Raw genomic sequence first — 16,021 nt, 5'->3', positions numbered from 1 at the left:
ATTCCCATGAGCAAACAATTCGACGTGCTGGTGATCGGCGCCGGCCCGGGCGGCTATATCGCCGCGATCCGCGCCGGCCAGCTCGGCCTGAACGTGGCCTGCTGCGAAGGCAACGCCTACGACGATCCCAAGAACGAACCGCGCCTGGGCGGCACCTGCCTGAACGTGGGCTGCATCCCGTCCAAGGCACTGCTGGCTTCCTCGGAAGAGTTCGAGAACGCCCAGCACCACCTGGCCGACCACGGTATCACCGTGGGCGACGTCAAGGTCGACGTGTCCAAGATGCTCAAGCGCAAGGACGATATCGTCGGCAAGATGACCAAGGGCATCGAGTTCCTGTTCCGCAAGAACAAGGTGACGCTGCTCAAGGGCTACGGCAAGTTCGTCGGCAAGACCGCCGAGGGCTTCCAGGTCGAGATCGCCGGTGAAGTCGTGACCGCCAAGCAGGTCATCATCGCCACCGGTTCGAAGGCTCGCCACCTGCCGGGCGTCGCCGTCGACAACGACCTGGTCAGCGATAACGAGGGCGCGCTCAAGTTCCCCGCAGTGCCGAAGAAGCTGGGCGTGATCGGCGCCGGCGTGATCGGCCTGGAACTGGGCTCGGTGTGGCGCCGCCTGGGTGCCGACGTGACCGTGCTGGAAGCGCTGCCTGCTTTCCTGGGCGCCGCCGACGAAGGCGTGGCCAAGGAAGCCCAGAAGCAGCTGACCAAGCAGGGCCTGAAGTTCAGCCTCGGCGTGAACGTGAACGAAGTGACGACCGGCAAGAACGGCGTTACCGTCAAGTACACGGACAAGGACGGCGCCGCCCAGACCCTGGAAGTCGATCGCCTGATCGTGTCGGTCGGCCGCGTGCCCAACACCGACAACCTGGGCCTGGATGCTGTCGGCCTGGCCGTCGACCAGCGCGGTTTCATCGAGGTGGACGACCATTGCGCCACCAAGGTGCCGGGCCTGTGGGCCATCGGCGACGTGGTGCGCGGCCCGATGCTGGCGCACAAGGCCGAGGACGAAGGCGTGGCCGTGGCCGAGCGCATCGCCGGCCAGAAGCCGCACATCGACTACAACTGCGTGCCGTGGGTGATCTACACCTTCCCGGAAATCGCATGGGTCGGCAAGACCGAAGCCCAGCTCAAGGCCGAAGGCCGCGAGTTCAAGGCTGGCCAGTTCCCGTTCATGGCCAACGGCCGTGCGCTGGGCATGGGCCATCCGGACGGCTTCGTCAAGATGCTGGCCGATGCCAAGACCGACGAGATCCTGGGCGTGCATATCGTTGCCGCCAACGCGTCCGACCTAATCGCGGAAGCCGTGGTGGCGATGGAGTTCAAGGCCGCCAGCGAAGATATCGGGCGCGTCTGCCACCCGCACCCGTCGATGTCGGAAGTCATGCGCGAAGCCGCGCTGGCTGTCGACAAGCGTCAGCTCAATATGTAAGGCGCATGCCTCGCATTGTTTGAGTACCGGCGCGCCGCACCAGCGGCGCGCCGTTTTCACTTGCGGCGCGCGCCGCGTGAGCCCCCAAGCATGAACGTCACTGAGTACTACGAGAAGGAACTGAAGGAGCGCGGCTACACGTCCGACGAGGCGCAATTGCGTGCCGTGGCGCGGCTGCAGCAGTGCTACGACGAATGGGTGGCCTACAAGAGCCGCCGCAACAACGCACTGAAGAAGCTGCTGGTCCGGCCCGACGTGCCCAAGGGCGTCTACATGTGGGGCGGAGTGGGGCGCGGCAAGTCCTTCCTGATGGACAGCTTCTATACCTGCGTGCCGGTGGTGCGCAAGACGCGGCTGCACTTCCATGAATTCATGCGCGAGGTCCACCGCCAGCTGGAAGAGCTGCGCGGCCGCCCCGATCCGCTGGACGAGCTCGCCAGGCGCATTGCGCGCCGGTTCCGGCTGATCTGCTTCGACGAGTTCCACGTCAGCGACGTCGCCGACGCGATGATCCTGCATCGCCTGCTGCAGCAGTTGTTCGACAACGGTGTGCAGTTCGTGATGACTTCGAATTACCGGCCCGACCTGCTTTACACCGACGGCCTGCACCGCGACCGCGTGCTGCCCGCCATCGCGCTGATCCAGCAGAAGATGGACGTGCTCAACGTCGATGCCGGCATCGATTACCGCAAGCGCGCGCTGGAACAGGTGCAGGCTTACCACACGCCGCTCGACGCCAGGGCGAACTCGGCGCTGCGCGATGCCTTCACGTCGATTGCCGGCGTGGCCGACGAATCGCCGCTGCTGCATATCGAGCACCGCGAACTGCGCGCGCTGCGCAAGGCCAATGGCGTGGTGTGGTTCGACTTCGCCACGCTGTGCGGCGGGCCGCGCTCGCAGAACGACTACCTGGAACTGGCTTCGCAATTCCATACCGTGATCCTGTCCGACGTGCCGCGCATGACGCCGCGCATGTCGTCGGAAGCACGGCGCTTTACCTGGCTGATCGACGTCTTCTACGACCACAAGGTCAAGTTGCTGATGTCGGCAGAAGTGCCGGCGGACGAACTTTACACAGAAGGCCAGATGGCCAACGAGTTCCACCGGACCGTGTCTCGCATCATCGAGATGCAGTCGCGCGAGTACCTGGAATCCGAGCGCCGCACCATGGATACGTCGCTCACCTGAGGGTTGCCGAGTGTTGTATTTTGGCCCGGCGCGACGATAGCCGGGCCGCATTGACCTAAATCAAGGTCGATGCCGGGACCGCCCTATACCCTGCAGGGGGTAGAAAAAGGTCCCCATGTCGTCCCCAGCCACCATCCCTTCCGCCAGCGTGCTGGCCTTGCATGCAGCGTCCGCGGCGCCTGCCGTCAACGCTGGCGCAGCCACTGCCGGGGCGCAACTCGCATGCTTCCACTGCGGCCTGCCGGTCGCGCAGGCCGAACCACTTGCAGCCGAACTGGACGGCGCACGCAGGGTCTTCTGCTGCGGCGGCTGCCAGGCGCTGGCGCAGACGCTCCATGCGGCTGGCTTTGCCCATCTCTATGGGGATGAAGCCCGCTTTGCCCGCCCGATCGACGATGCGGCGCGGCGCGAAGCCGAACCAATCTGGGCCGCCTACGACACCCCTGAATTACGCACCCAGTTCGTGCGTCCGCTCGACAATGGCCGCGCCGAGATCACGCTGGCGCCGGAGAACATCCGTTGCGCCGCGTGCGCCTGGCTGATCGAGCAGCACCTGACGCGCCAGCCCGGCGTGGAGTCCGCGGTTGCCAATGTCGCCACTCGGCGCGTGGTGGTGCGCTGGCGCGAGGGCACGCAGTCCGTGGCCGGATTGCTGGCCGCGCTCGCCGGCATTGGCTACATGGCGTGGCCGTTCGAGGTCTCGCGCTCCGACCAGCAGGACCGCCGCGCGCGCCGCGGCCTGCTGATGCGGATGGCCGTGGCCATGCTCGGCATGATGCAGGTGATGATGTATGCATGGCCGATCTATACCCACGAGGCCACCATCGACCCCGGCCAGCTGCAGCTGATGCGCTGGGCCAGCTTTGCGCTGACGTTGCCGGTGGTCTTCTATTCCGCATCGCCGATCTTTGCCGGCGCCTGGCGCAGCCTGCGTCAGCGCCATCTGGGCATGGACGTGCCGGTTGCCATCGGCGTCGGCGCGGGGTTTATCGCCAGCGCGCTGGCCACTGTGCGCGGCATCGGGGAGGTCTATTTCGATTCGGTGACGATGTTTGTTGCCTTCCTGCTGCTGGCGCGCTACCTGGAACTGCGCGTGCGCCAGGCATCGCGCAGCGGCGCCGAGATGCTGGCGCGCCAGCTGCCCGCCACCTGCGAGCGGCTTGCCGGAATAGGGGCCACGGGTGAACGCATCCCGGTGGCACGTTTGCGCCAGGGCGACCTGATCCGCGTGAAGGCGGGCGAGATCGTACCCGCCGACGGCACCGTCGTCGCCGGCGCCAGCGAACTGGATGAGTCCATGCTGACGGGCGAAAGCCGGCCGGTGCGCCGCAGTGCCGGTGAAACGGTGCTCGCCGGCTGCTTCAACACCGCCAGCCCGCTGGAGCTGCGTGTGTCGTGCGTGGGCGCCGGCACGCGCCTGGCTGAGATCGTGGCGGTGCTCGACCGCGCGCTGGCGGAAAAGCCCCGCCTGGCCACGCTGGCCGACCGTGTCGCCGGCTGGTTCGTGGCGACGCTACTGGTGCTTGCGGCGCTGACCGGGCTGGTGTGGGGGCTGTGGATCGATCCATCACGCGCTCTGCTGGTGACGATCGCGGTGCTGGTGGTCAGCTGCCCCTGCGCGCTGTCGCTGGCCACGCCCGCCGCGCTGGCCGCCGCGGGCGCCGCATTGTCGCGGCGCGGCGTGCTGCTGACGCGCGGCCATGCGCTGGAGACGCTGGCGCGCGTGACCGATGTGGTGCTGGACAAGACCGGCACGCTGACCGAAGGACGCTTTGCCGTGGCCGCGGTGCAGCCGCTGGCCGATCTTGGCGAGGCGCAATGCCTTGCACTAGCCGCGGCGATGGAGCGCGGCGGCGAGCACCCCATCGCGCGCGCGCTGCTCGCGGCAGTGCCTGATGGTGGTGGCCATGCCAGCACGGTCACCGGCATCCGCAACGTGCCCGGACAGGGCCTGGAAGCCACGGTCGACGGGCGCCGCCTGCGGCTCGGTCAGCTAGATTTTGTACGTGGCCTCGTTACCGGTGGCACTCCCATGCCAGGGCCGGCGGTAGCGGACCCGGCCCATCCCGGCGCCACGGTCGTGTGGCTGGCGGCGCAGGGCGGCGTGCTCGCCAGCTTCGTGCTGGCCGATGTCGAGCGCGCGCAGACGTCGGCGCTGCTGGCGCGGCTCGGTGAGCTGGGCGTGAGCTGCCACCTCGTCTCGGGCGATAACTCCGCGGCCGTGCACTGGTGGGCAAAGCGCTTCGGCATCGGCCATGTCGCCGGCGCAGTGACGCCCGAGGGCAAGCGCGACTACGTCGCGCGGCTGCAGCACGGCGGGGCGGTGGTGCTGGCCGTGGGCGACGGCATCAACGACGCGCCGGTGCTGGCGCAGGCGCAAGTTTCGATCGCGATCGGCAGCGGCGCGCCGCTGGCGCAGGCCGGCGCCGACGCCGTGCTCACGCACGGCGGCATCGACGAGATTGCGACAGCGCTGGCGGTGTCGCGCAAGGCGCGGCGCGTGGTGAGGCAGAACCTGGGCTGGTCATTCTTCTACAACATGGTGGCGATCCCGCTTGCGGCGACCGGGCTGGTGACGGCATGGATGGCCGGTATCGGCATGTCGCTGTCGTCGCTGCTGGTGGTGGCCAACGCCTGGCGCTTGCTGCGCGCCGGCCGCAAGAGAGTCTAGGAGCCGCATGGAAACGCTTTACCTGCTCGTGCCGATGAGCCTGGTGCTGGTCGTCGTGATTGCCGCCGCGTTGTGGTGGGCATTGCATGCGGGCCAGTACGATGACCTCGACCGGCCCGGGGAATCGATCCTGCTGGACAACGACAAGCCCTGATGCGCCCAGGTCTTGGCATGCCGTCGGCCTCGGACCGGGGCCTCGCCGCGAGGTTCATTACCCGTCCTCGGCGACTTGATAAAGATCAACACACCGGTGGCGGGGTTTTTCTAAAGTCACAACGTCAGTAGGTTTTTTCTTTTCTCTAAGCTTTGGGGGTCTGAATGGATGTCACTGCCGCGTCTTCACGCGTCGACACCTTCAATTACAGCGTCGTAAGACAGTTCGCTGTCATGACGGTAGTCTGGGGGATCGTCGGCATGGCCGTCGGCGTGCTGCTGGCAGCACAGCTGATCTGGCCTGAACTCAACTTCAACACGCCCTGGCTGTCGTTCGGCCGCCTGCGGCCGCTGCATACCAATGCGGTGATCTTTGCGTTTGGCGGCAGCGCGCTTTTCGCGACTTCGTACTACGTGGTCCAGCGCACCTGCCAGGCCCGCCTGTTCTGCGGCCCGCTCGCGGCGTTCACGTTCTGGGGCTGGCAACTGGTCATCGTTGCCGCGGCAATCACGCTGCCGCTGGGCATCACCTCCTCGAAGGAATACGCCGAGCTGGAATGGCCGATCGACCTGCTGATCACGGCGGTCTGGGTGGCTTATGCGATCGTGTTCTTCGGCACCATCGTCAAGCGCAAGACGCGGCATATCTACGTCGCCAACTGGTTCTTCGGTGCCTACATCCTGACCATCGCGCTGCTGCACATCGTCAACAACATCGAGATGCCGGTGTCGCTGTGGAAGTCCTACTCGGCCTATGCCGGCGTGCAGGACGCGATGATTCAGTGGTGGTATGGCCATAACGCGGTTGGCTTCTTCCTGACCACCAGCTTCCTCGGGATGATGTACTACTTCATTCCCAAGCAGGCCGAGCGCCCGATCTTTTCCTACCGCCTGTCCATCGTCCATTTCTGGGCGTTGAACTTCACCTACATGTGGGCCGGCCCGCACCACCTGCAGTACACAGCGCTGCCGGACTGGGCGCAGTCGCTGGGCATGGTGTTCTCGCTGATCCTGCTGGCGCCTTCCTGGGGCGGCATGATCAACGGCATCATGACCCTGTCGGGCGCCTGGCACAAGCTGCGCACCGACCCGATCCTGAAGTTCCTGGTAGTGGCGCTGTCGTTCTACGGTATGTCCACGTTCGAAGGCTCGATGATGTCGATCAAGACCGTCAACGCGCTGTCGCACTACACGGACTGGACCATCGGCCACGTACACTCCGGCGCTCTGGGCTGGGTCGCAATGATCTCGATCGGGTCGCTGTACTACCTGATCCCGCGGCTGTTCGGCGAAAAACAGATGTACAGCGTGCGCCTGATCGAATGGCATTTCTGGATCGCGACCATCGGCGTGGTGCTGTATATCGCCTCGATGTGGATTGCCGGCGTGATGGAAGGTCTGATGTGGCGCGCCACGCAACCTGATGGCACGCTGACCTATGCCTTCGTCGAAGCGGTCAAGGCCAAGTACCCGTTCTACCTGATCCGTCTGCTGGGTGGCATCTGCTTCCTGTCCGGCATGCTGCTGATGGCCTACAACGTCGCCAAGACCATCGTCGGCAAGCGTGCCGTGGATGCGCCGATCCCGGCCAGCATCCCCGCCTCCGCACACTGATCATTCCAGGATAGAAAGATGTCGGAAAAACAAAGATTCTTTTCCCACGAAACGCTGGAGAAGAACATCGGCTGGCTGATCATCTGCACGATCCTCGTGGTCAGCATCGCGGGTCTGGTGCAGATCGTGCCGCTGTTCTTCCAGCACTCCACGACCAAGCCGGATCCGGGCATCACGCCGTATTCGCCGCTGCGGCTGATGGGCCGGGATGTCTACATCCGCGAAGGCTGCGTCGGCTGCCACTCGCAGCAGGTGCGTACGCTGCAGGCCGAAACCGAGCGTTACGGCCACTTCTCGACCGCGGGCGAGTCCGTCTACGACCACCCGTTCCTGTGGGGCTCGAAGCGTACCGGTCCCGACCTGGCACGCGTTGGCGGACGTTACTCGGACGACTGGCAGCGCATCCACCTGCGCAATCCGCGCGATGTGGTGCCCGAGTCGGTCATGCCTTCCTACCCATGGCTGGAGAAGGCAACGCTGCCGACCGACGATATCCAGGCCCGCATGCGGGCGCTGGTGAAGCTGGGCGTGCCGTACACCGAGGCCGATATCGCCAAGGCGCCGGAGGAGCTCAAGGGCAAGACCGAGGAAGACGCGCTGGTGGCCTACCTGCAGGGCCTGGGCACCAATCGCCGCAATGTCCGCGTGGATACCGCTGCAGCGGCTACGCCGGCGGCGCCCGCAGCGGAAGCGGCTGCACCGGCGAAGGAGTAAGCCATGGCCATGATCACCGCCATTGCGACCGTCGTGTCGATGGTCGTCTTCCTTGGCATCTGCTGGTGGGCCTGGTCGGCCGGCCGGCAGGCCGCCAACCGTGAATCCGCCATGCTGCCGTTCGCGCTGCCTGACGAAACCACGACAACATCGAGCCGGAACACCTAGCCATGAGCGATTTCTTTTCCGATTTCTGGGGTTACTACATTGCCGCGATCGCGCTCGTCGGCATCGTCTGGTGCGTATGGCTGCTGTTCTCGCAACGCAAGATCACCAAGACCGCCAGCGCGGGCGACGACACCGGCCATGTCTGGGACGACGACCTGCGCGAACTGAACAATCCGCTGCCACGCTGGTGGATGTGGATGTTCCTGCTGGCCTGCATCTTCGGCCTGGTCTACCTGGTGTTGTATCCGGGCCTGGGCAAGTACGCAGGCGTGCTGAAGTTCTCCACGCAGGGCGAACTTGCGGCGCATCGTGCCGCGCAGGAGAAGATGCAGAATGAGATCTATGCCAAGTACCTGAAGATGGATGTCAAGCAGGTGGCCGGGGATCCGCAGGCCCGCGAAATTGGCCAGCGGCTGTTCCTGAACTACTGCGCGCAATGCCATGGTTCTGACGCACGCGGCAGCCGCGGCTTCCCCAACCTGACCGACGGCGACTGGCTGTATGGCGGCGAACCCGAAACCATCCGGCAGACCATTACCAAGGGCCGCAATGGCGTGATGCCGCCGTTTGCATCCACCGTTGACGGCAAGCTGGCAGGCGATGTGGCGCAGTATGTCCGTTCGCTGTCGGGATTGTCTTCGGATCCCATCCGCGCCTCGCGTGGCGAAAGCACCTTCAAGTCGACCTGCGCGGCTTGCCACGGTGCCGGCGGCAAGGGCAACCAGGCACTGGGCGCTCCGAACCTCTCCGATAACGTGTGGCTGTATGGCAGTTCGGAAGGCAGCATTGTCGACGCCATCCTGAAGGGGCATAACAACCATATGCCGGCACATGAAGAGATCCTGACGCCAGAGCGGATCCGCATGCTGACGGCCTATGTCTGGGGTCTGTCCAATACCGGCGGGGGTGCCGGCCAATGACAGGCGACTCATCTGAGCGGGCGCGGGCCGCCCGCGGGAGAAACCATCCATGAACGCACCCGGGACCGAAGAAGTGGCCCGGGCGGCCGACCGCCAGCGGCCGGCCGCTGCGCCTGCCGAGACCTCGGATGAAACGCTGTACGAGGTCCGGCGCAAGATCTATCCGCGCTCGGTCACGGGCGCTTTTTCCAGCTGGCGCGTCTGGCTGGTCCTCTTCACGCAGCTGATTTACTACGGCACGCCCTGGCTACAGTGGAACGGACGCCAGGCCGTGCTGTTCGACCTTGGCGAGCGCAAGTTCTATATCTTCGGGCTGGTGCTGTGGCCGCAGGACGTCATCTATCTCGCCGTCCTGCTGGTCATCTCGGCGTTGGCGCTGTTCCTGTTCACGGCGATCGCCGGGCGGCTGTTCTGCGGCTATGCCTGTCCTCAGACGGTCTACACCGAGATCTTCATGTGGATCGAGCGGCGGATCGAAGGGGACCGCATCGCGCGCATCCGGCTGGACGGCGATCCCTGGAGCCTGCGCAAGCTGCGCATCAAGGCCACGAAGCATTTCCTGTGGATACTGATCGCGTTGTGGACAGGCTTCACCTTCATCGGCTACTTCGCGCCGATCCGTGAGCTGGGCGGCGAGCTGGCGAGCCTGTCGCTGGGCCCGTGGCAGACCTTCTGGATGCTGTTCTATGCGTTTGCCACCTGGGGCAACGCGGGTTTCATGCGTGAGCAGGTATGCAAATACATGTGCCCGTATGCGCGTTTCCAGAGCGTGATGGTCGACCGCGACACTTACGTCGTGACCTACGACATCGGCCGGGGCGAGCCGCGCGGCAGCCGTTCGCGCAAGACCGACCATCACCAGGCGGGCCTGGGCGATTGCGTCAACTGCAGCATCTGCGTGCAGGTATGCCCGACCGGCATCGACATCCGCGATGGCCTGCAGTATGAATGCATAGGCTGCGGCGCGTGCATCGACGCCTGCAACCAGGTGATGGACAAGATGTCCTATCCGCGCGGCCTGATCCGGTACACGTCGGAGAATGCCATGCGCAAGGCGCTGTCGGCGGCTGCGTCGCGCAAGCGCTTGCTGCGTCCGCGTGTCATCATCTATTCCGTGATCTGGGTCGCGCTGCTTGCCGGCTTCGTGGCTTCGATCGCGCTGCGCACGCCGCTGAAGGTGGACATCATCCGCGACCGTGGCGCACTGGGCCGGGAGGTCGAAGGCCGCTGGATCGAGAACGTCTATCGCCTGCAACTGATCAACACGACCGAAGGGCCGATGCACATCAGTGTGCGAGCCGACAGTGACGAGCTGAAGAACCTGACGGTCGAATACGACAAGCAGGCCGAATCGCTGGCGCCGACGTCGAACCGGCTGTTGCCGATCCGCATACGCGTGCCGATCGATGACGCGGCGCAAGGCACGCACAAGATCAGCGTGACGGTGACCAGTGAAGGAACTGAGCGGGGCAACGCCGAAATCCGGCAAAGCACCAGCTTTATCGTGCCGCGCGGACTGTGACGGCAGGCGCTAGGTGCAGAATTCAAGGGGGCATGATGAATCAGCAAGGCAATCCGTGGTGGAAGGAGCCGTGGCCGTGGCTGTTGATGAGCGGCCCGCTGGTCGCGATGGTGGCGTGCGGCGTCACTATCTGGCTGGCGTCGTCGCACCCTGACGTGCCGGTGCAAGGTGCAACGCGCCATGGACTGGTGGTCGAGAAGGCCGAGGCGGCTCGGCCTCAGTCGAGCGCAGCGAGGCAGCCATGAGGTTGCGCTGGCTGATGTGGGTCTTGTGGCCGGGGTTCCTGATGGCGGGCTTCGCCACCGCGACTGTGTTCTCCGTCGTGGATCCTGGTGACCTGAAGTTCTTCGGGCATCCGATTGAGGCGTCGCGCGAATCGATCTATACGATGAGCTTCCTGCTGGCGTGGATCTTCTGCGCGCTGTCCAGCGGGTTGACGCTGTACACGATGCCGACCCGGCTGAGCGATACCGACGAGTTGGAGTGATGGTCGATGCTTGCGCCGCCGCGCGCGGCGCAAGCGCAACGCGGCGAAGCGGAGGGAAGGGTCAGCAGCTGCGGCTGTAGAGCTGCTTGATGCCGGCGAGATCCACCAGCTTGACGTGGCGCTGGCGAATCTGGATCAGGCCGGCTTCGGCGAAACGCGAGAACAGGCGGCTGACGGTTTCGAGTTTCAGGCCCAGGTAGCTGCCGATCTCCTCGCGGCTCATGCGCATCACGAATTCGGTCGACGAGTAGCCGCGCTCAGACAGGCGCTCCGACAGGTTGATCAGGAACGCGGCCAGGCGTTCTTCGGCGCGCATCGAGCCGAGGGTCACCAGCATCAGCTGGTCATGCGTGATTTCCTTGCCCATCAGCCGCAGGAACTGATGCTGCAGCGAAGGTAGGTCTGCAGACAGCGTCTGCAGGTCGCCAAGGCGGACTACGCAGACTTCGGTATCTTCCAGCGCGGTCGCGTCCGAAGCATGCTGCATCTCGCCGAGGCCGTCGAGGCCGACGATTTCGCCAGGCAGGTGGAAGCCGGTAATCTGTGAACGGCCGTCTTCGGTCGTGACATGCGTTTTCAGCGTGCCGAAGCGAATGGCATAAACCGCGGTGAGGGGGTCGCCCATGCGATACAAGGTCTCACCCTTATGGACCCGGATGCGTTCCTGCACCAGCTTGTCCATCTTGGTGAGGTCCTGCTGGGACATGCCAACCGGAAGGCACAGTTGCCCCATCGCGCATGTAGAGCAACGGGGCGACATCTCGGTGATTGGAATGGAGGTGAGCAATTGGAACCTGCAAGAGTGGATGCGGGGGCGCGATACGACATTTTACCGTGCGATGTGATGAGGCAGGGAGTCAGATTTGCCATTGGGTGTGCTAATTAGCGTTTTTATGCTGGCATTGCTGGGCGGCGTGCATTGCGCGGCAATGTGTGGCGGCATCGCGCTGGCCGTCGAGCAGCCGCGTGGCGGCGCCGTGACCATGACCTTCGTGCGCAGCCGCGCTGCCTGGGCCGGCGAGTTGCTGGCAATGCACCTGGGCAGGATTTCGACCTATATGCTGCTCGGCGCGCTGCTGGGCGCGGTCGGCGCTGGCGCGTGGAGGCAGGATTACCTGCCGGTGCAGCGCTGGCTGTTCGGCGCCGGCAGTGCCATGCTGTTGTGGTCGGGCTGGCGCTTGCTGCGCGGCAATGCCTTTACCGTGGCCTGGCTGGAGCGGCTGGCGATGCGGGCGGGCAGCGGCGTGGCGCGGGTGCTCGGCCGGCTGGGGGGCGGCATGCCCAGGTTCGTGCGTGCGCATGGGGGGCTGGCCAGGCGCTACGGTGTTGGCCTGGCCTGGGGGCTGGTTCCGTGCGGCATGGTCTATGGGGCGCTGACGCTGGCGCTGCTGGCCGGCAATGCCGGTTCCGGTGCGCTCGTGATGGGCGTGTTTGGCGTGGGCACGCTGCCCAACCTGCTGGTGTTGTCGGGGTTGTCCGGCTACCTGCGCAGCCTGTCCCGGCGGCGCGGGGTCCGCGTGGGCGCGGGCGTGGCGGTCATGGCGTTCGGGGCCCTTGGCCTGGCGCGCGCCGTGTTGCTGCCACATTCGCTGGCAGAGCAGGGTTTCTGTCTGGTCTTCTGAGACGCATGGGGCGCGCAACGCGGCGAATGGTGGTTGCGGGCGAGGGTGGGAATGCCATACAATCGCCAGCATTGCGGTATCGCGCGGTGTTTTGTAAGCAGCGGCGAGCAGCGCCAGCGGCCTTCCTGCCAGAAGGTGCGCCCACGGCGGCGGGAAGCGTTGGTAGTTCGATGCCCGGCCCGTCCCGCGGTCCATCCGGTTCAAAAGATCTGGTTCAAAAGCCCGGCTGGCACTGAGGTGTTGGAGATGCCGGCCTTGCTCCCGATATCCGTTTTTCTTGCGTCCGAGGCGTTCAGTTCGCCGACAGCGCCGTCCGTTGTACGGACGCGACACGCAAGAGGTTCGCTGACCGGCCCATGGCGGCATGCGAACGATCTCCTGCCGGAGTGACCCGGCAACTCGATGCAAAGAAAGGGAAGTGCACGGCTTGGATGCGGCGAGTATCCGGGTGAGCTGCGCGATGAGATGGCGATGGCATTGGCATCGCTGTATCCAAAATCTCCGGTGCCCCGGATCCGTCCGGGAGCAGGTGCAAAGACAGGCTGCACACCATCAACATGAATACCCAAGAGGCGAAAATCGTCCTCGAGACGGCGCTGATCTGCGCGCAGGAGCCTTTGCGCGTCAATGATCTGCGGCGGCTGTTCGCCGACGACGTCGGCGCGGACACCGTCCGCGTGCTGCTGGAGGAACTGCGCCAGGACTGGCGCCCGCGCGGCGTGGAACTGGTGTCGCTGGCCAGCGGCTGGCGCTTCCAGAGCCGCCCCGAGATGCGCGAATACCTTGACCGCCTGAATCCGGAAAAGCCGCCGAAGTACTCGCGTGCCGTGATGGAGACGCTGGCGATCATCGCTTATCGCCAGCCGGTGACGCGCGGCGATATCGAGGAAATCCGCGGAGTGACGGTCAGCACGGAAGTCATCAAGAAGCTGGAAGACCGCAGCTGGATCGAAGTGATTGGCCACCGCGACGTGCCGGGCCGGCCGGCCCTGTATGCCACCACCAAGGCCTTCCTGGATGATCTTGGGCTGCGCACGCTGGACGAGTTGCCTCCGCTGGAGGATGCCCAGGCGCAGGCGCAGGCAACGCTGCTGGACCAGCAGGCCATCGATTTCGAGGCGCTGGCGGCAGGCAAGCCCGGTAGTGCCGATGAAGAAGCGTTTGCCCAGCCGGCACAGGCCGAGGCATTCGCCGACGGCGAGCCAGACGCCGTGGATGCCAGCCAGGCATCCACGGACGGCGACATTGCCAACGGATTCGACCTGCAGCCGCGCCAGCATGGGGCGGAGGAGCCGGGCGCAGAAGGCGAACCAACCGAACCGGCCAATCCTGCCGATTCCGATCCGGAGGGGGTGCGGGGTGAACTGCCGGACGACGGCGCCACGCCGCACCCGAGCGAGCACGACGAGCGCGTGCCGAACTGAACAACATGCAACATCCGATAGTGAATACCTTGTCTGATTCCGTTGAGCAAGACGCCCGCCACGCGGGCGCACCCGCCGACCCCGGCGCCGCAGAACCCGGATCGGGCAGCGAAGCCGCGCCCCGCCGCAAGGGGCTGCGCCGAGGGCTCAGGAACCTGGTGGCGTCGCGCCGCCAGGCGACGCAAGATCGCGATGCCGGTCGCGCCGAAGGCGCCGAGGCTGGCGTGCCCGGCGAAGCCGCAGAAGCGGCTGCGGCGGCCGGCGGGCGCGGTGCCCAGCGTGGCCGCGGCAAGCGCAAGCCGGCTCAGGGCGAGGGCGGCCAGGCGCCGCAGGCGCCGGCCGACAAGGCGCCCAGGGCTGAAAGGGCTGATCGGGGCGAGAAAGCCGAAAGATCCGAGAAGGCAGACAAGGGTGAGCAGGCGGCCCGCAAGCGCAAGCCGAACCCGCGTGGCGGCAAGTCAGCCGCGCCGGCCGAGGGGCAGGGCGCTGCCGGCCGTCAGCCGCAGGGCCGCCGCAGGGAGGGTGCCAAGCCGCAGGGCCAGCGCAAGGGCCAGGGCGGCGCCGACAAGGCCGCGGCCAGCAGCGACGACCTGTTCCGCTTTGTGATTTCCGAGCAGTACGACAAGGAAGACACGGTCATCCCGCGCACCAAGGCGAAGCCGGTGCGCGAGCTGTCGGCCGAGGACGACGCCCCGAAGCTGCACAAGGTGCTGGCCGAAGGCGGCCTGGGCTCGCGCCGCGAAATGGAAGAGCTGATCCTGCAGGGTCGGGTTTCGGTCAACGGCCTGCCGGCGCATATCGGCCAGCGTATCCTGCCGGCCGACCAGGTGCGCGTCAACGGCAAGCTGATCCACCGCAAGGTGTCGAGCAAGCCGCCGCGCGTGCTGCTGTACCACAAGCCGGCCGGCGAAATCGTCAGCCAGTCGGATCCTGAAGGCCGTCCGACCGTGTTCGACAGCCTGCCGCGCATCAAGACCGGCAAGTGGGTCGCCGTTGGCCGGCTGGACTTCAATACGGAAGGCCTGCTGATCTTCACCACCTCGGGCGATATCGCCAACCGCTTCATGCACCCGCGTTACGGCGTCGAGCGTGAATACGCGGTGCGCACGCTGGGCGAGTTGGCCGAAGCCGATCGCCAGCGCCTGCTGCACGGTATCAAGCTGGACGACGGCGAGGCCAACTTCCTGCGCATCGCGGATGGCGGCGGCGAGGGCGTTAACCAGTGGTACCACGTGGCGCTGACCGAAGGTCGTAACCGCGAAGTGCGGCGCATGTTCGAGGCGGTCGGCCTGACCGTGTCGCGCCTGATCCGCACGCGCTACGGCCAGTTCCTGCTGCCGCGCGGCCTCAAGCGCGGCCGCTGGCAGGAGGTCGAGCCCAATGACGTCAAGGCGCTGATGACCTCGGTCGGCCTGAAGGTGCCGGGCAAGGGAGAGCAGTCCGGCAAGGGCGCGACCAAGGTCGGCGGGCGCAAGCAGCGCACCGAAGCGGCGATTGCCGGCATGCCGATGCACACAGGCATGGATGGCCTGCCGCGCTACGAGCAAGGCGGTGCACGGGGCGGCAGCCGCGGCGGCCAGCCGGATCCGATGAAGACGTCGATGGGCTACATCAGTCATGGCCCCACGCTATTGACCTCGCACGCGGCCAACCTTGGCGGCGGTCGCGGCACCGGCACGCGCCAGGCGCGTGGTGGCGGTGGCGCCGGCCTTGGCGGGCAAGGCAAGCCGCAGCGTCGTGGCGGTGGCGAACCGAACGGAAATGTCATGCCGAAGGCGGCGAAGCAGGGCGGAAACCGTACCCAGCGTGGCGGCGGTGGTGGCGGTGGCGGTGGCGGTGGCGGCAACCGCGGTGGAAACCGTGGGGGCAGCCGGGGCGGCAACCGCTGAGTGGCAGATGCTGCGCACGGCGGTCGGAGAGCCCGCCGGCGCGGCAAGTAACGTGTGAGTATGTCTGGCTTTTGCCTTTTCGACATAATCTGCGTATAATTCAAGTCTATTCAAAAAGCCATCCTCGCCGAGGGTGGGCGAATGATGGGCATTGCGCCCATTTTTTTTTGGTTCGCCCGAATTCGGTCCCGCGCCCCGGCGCGTGGGGATGGCGGACA

General features: G+C 65.8%; 15 protein-coding genes. 14 read left to right on the top strand and 1 reads right to left on the bottom strand.

Annotated features, from left to right (window positions below; all coding sequences use genetic code 11):
• The first annotated feature begins 6 nt into the window (after positions 1-6).
• The 11 genes from lpdA to J8I34_RS08350 all read left to right on the top strand — a co-directional run bounded on the left by lpdA (position 7) and on the right by J8I34_RS08350 (position 10,868).
• Positions 7-1,431 (top strand): dihydrolipoyl dehydrogenase, encoded by a 1,425-nt coding sequence (gene lpdA / locus J8I34_RS08400; protein ID WP_209772032.1) that lies wholly within the window; start codon positions 7-9, stop codon positions 1,429-1,431.
• A 90-nt stretch (positions 1,432-1,521) separates the two neighbouring features.
• Positions 1,522-2,619, top strand: coding sequence for a cell division protein ZapE (gene zapE / locus J8I34_RS08395; protein ID WP_029046185.1), 1,098 nt, complete (start codon positions 1,522-1,524; stop codon positions 2,617-2,619).
• A gap of 115 nt (positions 2,620-2,734) precedes the next feature.
• Positions 2,735-5,290 (top strand): heavy metal translocating P-type ATPase, encoded by a 2,556-nt coding sequence (locus J8I34_RS08390; RefSeq protein WP_209805812.1) that lies wholly within the window; start codon positions 2,735-2,737, stop codon positions 5,288-5,290.
• A gap of 7 nt (positions 5,291-5,297) precedes the next feature.
• Positions 5,298-5,444, top strand: coding sequence for a cbb3-type cytochrome oxidase assembly protein CcoS (gene ccoS / locus J8I34_RS08385; RefSeq protein ID WP_029046187.1), 147 nt, complete (start codon positions 5,298-5,300; stop codon positions 5,442-5,444).
• Positions 5,445-5,608: 164 nt separating this feature from the next.
• Positions 5,609-7,057: a cytochrome-c oxidase, cbb3-type subunit I gene (gene ccoN, locus J8I34_RS08380; protein ID WP_209805811.1), complete on the top strand. Its 1,449-nt coding sequence runs from the start codon at positions 5,609-5,611 to the stop codon at positions 7,055-7,057.
• A gap of 18 nt (positions 7,058-7,075) precedes the next feature.
• Positions 7,076-7,771 carry a cytochrome-c oxidase, cbb3-type subunit II gene (gene ccoO / locus J8I34_RS08375; RefSeq protein WP_209805810.1) on the top strand — a complete coding sequence of 232 codons (696 nt, stop codon included), beginning with the start codon at positions 7,076-7,078 and terminating at the stop codon, positions 7,769-7,771.
• 3 nt (positions 7,772-7,774) lie between these two features.
• Positions 7,775-7,939 (top strand): cbb3-type cytochrome oxidase subunit 3, encoded by a 165-nt coding sequence (locus J8I34_RS08370; RefSeq protein ID WP_010809472.1) that lies wholly within the window; start codon positions 7,775-7,777, stop codon positions 7,937-7,939.
• Positions 7,940-7,941: 2 nt separating this feature from the next.
• The gene (gene ccoP / locus J8I34_RS08365; protein ID WP_029046190.1) at positions 7,942-8,859 is read left to right on the top strand and encodes a cytochrome-c oxidase, cbb3-type subunit III; all 918 of its coding nucleotides are present in this window, start codon (positions 7,942-7,944) and stop codon (positions 8,857-8,859) included.
• A 49-nt stretch (positions 8,860-8,908) separates the two neighbouring features.
• Positions 8,909-10,381 (top strand): cytochrome c oxidase accessory protein CcoG, encoded by a 1,473-nt coding sequence (ccoG, locus tag J8I34_RS08360; protein WP_209805809.1) that lies wholly within the window; start codon positions 8,909-8,911, stop codon positions 10,379-10,381.
• 35 nt (positions 10,382-10,416) lie between these two features.
• Positions 10,417-10,626, top strand: a complete 210-nt coding sequence (locus tag J8I34_RS08355) for a FixH family protein (RefSeq protein ID WP_029046192.1) — start codon at positions 10,417-10,419, stop codon at positions 10,624-10,626.
• Entirely contained in the window at positions 10,623-10,868 is a 246-nt protein-coding gene (locus J8I34_RS08350; protein WP_029046193.1) for a hypothetical protein, read from the top strand. The genes J8I34_RS08355 and J8I34_RS08350 overlap by 4 nt, the downstream gene beginning before the upstream one ends.
• A 61-nt stretch (positions 10,869-10,929) precedes the next feature.
• Here the strand turns inward: J8I34_RS08350 and fnr are convergent, their stop codons facing one another.
• Positions 10,930-11,655 carry a fumarate/nitrate reduction transcriptional regulator Fnr gene (fnr, locus tag J8I34_RS08345; RefSeq protein ID WP_029046194.1) on the bottom strand — a complete coding sequence of 242 codons (726 nt, stop codon included), beginning with the start codon at positions 11,653-11,655 and terminating at the stop codon, positions 10,930-10,932.
• 76 nt (positions 11,656-11,731) lie between these two features.
• Here fnr and J8I34_RS08340 point away from each other — a divergent pair, with 76 nt between their 5' ends.
• The 3 genes from J8I34_RS08340 to rluB all read left to right on the top strand — a co-directional run bounded on the left by J8I34_RS08340 (position 11,732) and on the right by rluB (position 15,803).
• Positions 11,732-12,490 (top strand): sulfite exporter TauE/SafE family protein, encoded by a 759-nt coding sequence (locus tag J8I34_RS08340; RefSeq protein WP_029046195.1) that lies wholly within the window; start codon positions 11,732-11,734, stop codon positions 12,488-12,490.
• Between the two features lie 557 nt (positions 12,491-13,047).
• The gene (gene scpB, locus J8I34_RS08335) at positions 13,048-13,914 is read left to right on the top strand and encodes an SMC-Scp complex subunit ScpB (RefSeq protein ID WP_209805808.1); all 867 of its coding nucleotides are present in this window, start codon (positions 13,048-13,050) and stop codon (positions 13,912-13,914) included.
• A gap of 5 nt (positions 13,915-13,919) precedes the next feature.
• Positions 13,920-15,803 carry a 23S rRNA pseudouridine(2605) synthase RluB gene (rluB, locus tag J8I34_RS08330; RefSeq protein ID WP_209805807.1) on the top strand — a complete coding sequence of 628 codons (1,884 nt, stop codon included), beginning with the start codon at positions 13,920-13,922 and terminating at the stop codon, positions 15,801-15,803.
• Positions 15,804-16,021: the final 218 nt, after the last annotated feature.

Origin of the sequence: Cupriavidus phytohabitans (genome assembly GCF_017815025.1) — a bacterium.
Classification (GTDB): domain Bacteria; phylum Pseudomonadota; class Gammaproteobacteria; order Burkholderiales; family Burkholderiaceae; genus Cupriavidus.
The sequence above is the reverse complement of the archived record's forward strand: the minus strand, read 5'-3'. Positions and strand labels throughout refer to the sequence as shown.

Excerpts from the sequence above, each read along its gene's own strand:
- ccoN (WP_209805811.1), top strand. The coding sequence starts at position 5,609 with ATGGATGTCACTGCCGCGTCTTCACGCGTCGACACCTTCAATTACAGC.
- J8I34_RS08350 (WP_029046193.1), top strand. The coding sequence starts at position 10,623 with ATGAGGTTGCGCTGGCTGATGTGGGTCTTGTGGCCGGGGTTCCTGATG.
- ccoS (WP_029046187.1), top strand. The coding sequence starts at position 5,298 with ATGGAAACGCTTTACCTGCTCGTGCCGATGAGCCTGGTGCTGGTCGTC.
- ccoG (WP_209805809.1), top strand. The coding sequence starts at position 8,909 with ATGAACGCACCCGGGACCGAAGAAGTGGCCCGGGCGGCCGACCGCCAG.
- zapE (WP_029046185.1), top strand. The coding sequence starts at position 1,522 with ATGAACGTCACTGAGTACTACGAGAAGGAACTGAAGGAGCGCGGCTAC.
- J8I34_RS08390 (WP_209805812.1), top strand. The coding sequence starts at position 2,735 with ATGTCGTCCCCAGCCACCATCCCTTCCGCCAGCGTGCTGGCCTTGCAT.
- lpdA (WP_209772032.1), top strand. The coding sequence starts at position 7 with ATGAGCAAACAATTCGACGTGCTGGTGATCGGCGCCGGCCCGGGCGGC.
- rluB (WP_209805807.1), top strand. The coding sequence starts at position 13,920 with ATGCAACATCCGATAGTGAATACCTTGTCTGATTCCGTTGAGCAAGAC.
- scpB (WP_209805808.1), top strand. The coding sequence starts at position 13,048 with ATGAATACCCAAGAGGCGAAAATCGTCCTCGAGACGGCGCTGATCTGC.
- J8I34_RS08370 (WP_010809472.1), top strand. The coding sequence starts at position 7,775 with ATGGCCATGATCACCGCCATTGCGACCGTCGTGTCGATGGTCGTCTTC.
- ccoO (WP_209805810.1), top strand. The coding sequence starts at position 7,076 with ATGTCGGAAAAACAAAGATTCTTTTCCCACGAAACGCTGGAGAAGAAC.
- J8I34_RS08355 (WP_029046192.1), top strand. The coding sequence starts at position 10,417 with ATGAATCAGCAAGGCAATCCGTGGTGGAAGGAGCCGTGGCCGTGGCTG.
- ccoP (WP_029046190.1), top strand. The coding sequence starts at position 7,942 with ATGAGCGATTTCTTTTCCGATTTCTGGGGTTACTACATTGCCGCGATC.